The sequence below is a fragment of the Rhizobacter sp. P1_G5 genome, from assembly GCF_056405435.1.
On record NZ_JBFUCB010000803.1, the window covers coordinates 1 to 2,303 of the forward strand.

Genomic DNA, 2,303 nt, shown 5'->3' on the forward strand with positions numbered 1-2,303 from the left:
CGACAAGGCGCAGGCCAAGGCGGTGCAGTCGGGCCTGGCGGTCGGCGAGGCGATCGGTGCCGGCGTCGAGCTGGCACGCGAATGCGCCAACCGGCCGGGCAACCACTGCACGCCGACCTTCCTCGCCGAGCAGGCGAAGAAGCTCGCGAAGGACCACGGCCTGAAGGTCGAGGTGCTGGACCGCAAGGCGGTCGAGAAGCTCGGCATGGGCTCGTTCCTCGCGGTCGCGCAGGGCTCCGACGAGCCGCTGCGCTTCATCGTCGCCCGCTACGAGGGTGCCGCGAAGACGCAGGCGCCGATCGTGCTGGTCGGCAAGGGCATCACCTTCGACACCGGCGGCATCTCGATCAAGCCGGCCGCCGAGATGGACGAGATGAAGTTCGACATGGGCGGCGCCGCGAGCGTGCTCGGCACGCTGCGCGCGGTGGCCGAACTGAAGCCGAAGCTGAACCTGATCGGCATCATCCCGGCCTGCGAGAACATGCCCAGCGGCCGCGCGGTGAAGCCGGGCGACGTCGTCACCAGCATGTCGGGCCAGACGATCGAGATCCTGAACACCGATGCCGAAGGCCGGCTGATCCTGTGCGATGCGCTGACCTACGCCGAGCGCTTCAAGCCGGCGGTGGTGGTCGACATCGCGACGCTGACCGGCGCCTGCGTGATCGCGCTGGGCCACCACAACTCGGGCCTGTTCACCGCCGACGACGCGCTGGCCGCCGAGCTGCTGGCCGCCGGCCAGAGCGCGCTCGACCCGGCCTGGCGCATGCCGCTGGACGAGGAATACGACGAGGCGCTGAAGAGCAACTTCGCCGACATGGGCAACGTCGGCCCGCGTGCCGGCGGTGCGATCACCGCGGCGATGTTCCTGCGCCGCTTCACGGCCAAGTACCGCTGGGCGCACCTGGACATCGCCGGCACGGCCTGGAAGTCYGGTGCGGCCAAGGGCGCGACCGGCCGGCCGGTGCCGCTGCTGACCCAGTTCGTGCTCTCCCAGGCAAAGTGATGTCACGGGCCCGCGCCACGCCGCTCCATCAAGCCACTCCCCAGGATCCGGCTTTGCCGGGCCGAGGGGAGGCGCCCCTCGGGGGCAGGAGCGAAGCGACTGGGGGGCTCACATGACCGAGGTCAGCTTCCACTTCAACGTGCCCGACAGGCTGTCGTATGCGTGCAGGTTGCTGCGCAAGGCGACTCGCCGCGGTGCACGCGTGGTAGTCGCAGGCCCCGCGCCGGTGCTCGGGCGCCTCGACAAGCAGCTGTGGGTGTTCGAACCCACCGATTTCGTGCCCCATGTGCATGCACGCGCTGGCCAGGCGATCGCGCCGCGGCTTGCGCACACGCCGGTGTGGCTGGTCGAGCAGGTGGCCGATGCGCCGCACCACGAGGTGCTGCTGAACCTGGGCGAAGCGCCTGCCGACGGCTTCGAGAGCTTCGAGCGCGTGATCGAGCTGGTCTCGCGCGACGGCGATGACCGCCCGTCGGGCCGGGCGCGCTGGAAGCATTACACCGACCGGGGTTACCCGATCGTGCGGCACGACGTCGCGCAGGAGGGCGGGTGAGCACGACGCCGCGCCAACAGCCGCCGCATCGGCTTCCGGTGTTGACCGAGGTCGTGCCGAGTGCCCGCAGTGCGCCACCGCCGGTGGCCGAGGTGGTCGAAGCACCGCCGCCGCGCGCGCCTGTGGCGCCGATCGCGCAGCCCGCGCCACCGGCGTTCGCGGCCACGGCGCCGGCTGCACTGACACCACAACTGCCGCCGCTGCCGCCACCGCCGGCGCCTCGCGCTGCTGCTGCCGCGGCCCCGCTCAGCGAAGACGTCATCGTCCAGCGCGTGCTCGCCGACGTGCAGCGCCAGCTCGACCTGGTCTTCGAATACAAGCTGCGCGAGCTGCTGGCCCCGACGCTCGCGCGCATCGCCGATTCGCTGATCCGGGACACCCGCAACGAGCTCGCGACGACGCTGCGCGAGATCGTCACCCGTGCGGTTGCGCAAGAGCTGCAGCGCACCCGCGGCGGCCGATAGGTCGAGCGCAGCGAAGACCCCCTCAAGCAACGCGCCGGGGAACCGGCTTTGCCGGGCCCCTGGCGTGGCGCCCCTCGGGGGCAGGAGCGGCAGCGACTGGGGGGCTGTCGTTTACCCTATCAACGCGGCCCGGAACTTGCTCGTTGTGTCGCCATGTCACAGCGAGCCCAACCCCTGATCCCTTGAGGACATCGCGCAACCAGACCCGAGGATTCCCGCAATGGAGGCGGTTTTTTTTGGGGTAACGTTGCGCCCGCTGAGGCTGACTCCTCACCCGTTATCC

At 70.6% G+C, this 2,303-nt stretch carries 3 protein-coding genes; all 3 read left to right on the forward strand.

Annotated elements, in window-relative coordinates:
- The coding region (locus AC1D12_RS31280) for a leucyl aminopeptidase (protein ID WP_477845082.1) at positions 1-1,003 on the forward strand (1,003 nt) is incomplete at its 5' end.
- A 112-nt stretch (positions 1,004-1,115) separates the two neighbouring features.
- Positions 1,116-1,556, forward strand: coding sequence for a DNA polymerase III subunit chi (locus AC1D12_RS31285; protein WP_047507952.1), 441 nt, complete (start codon positions 1,116-1,118; stop codon positions 1,554-1,556).
- Entirely contained in the window at positions 1,553-2,020 is a 468-nt protein-coding gene (locus tag AC1D12_RS31290; protein ID WP_477845083.1) for a hypothetical protein, read from the forward strand. Before AC1D12_RS31285 ends, AC1D12_RS31290 begins: the two co-directional genes overlap by 4 nt.
- Positions 2,021-2,303 lie beyond the last annotated feature (283 nt).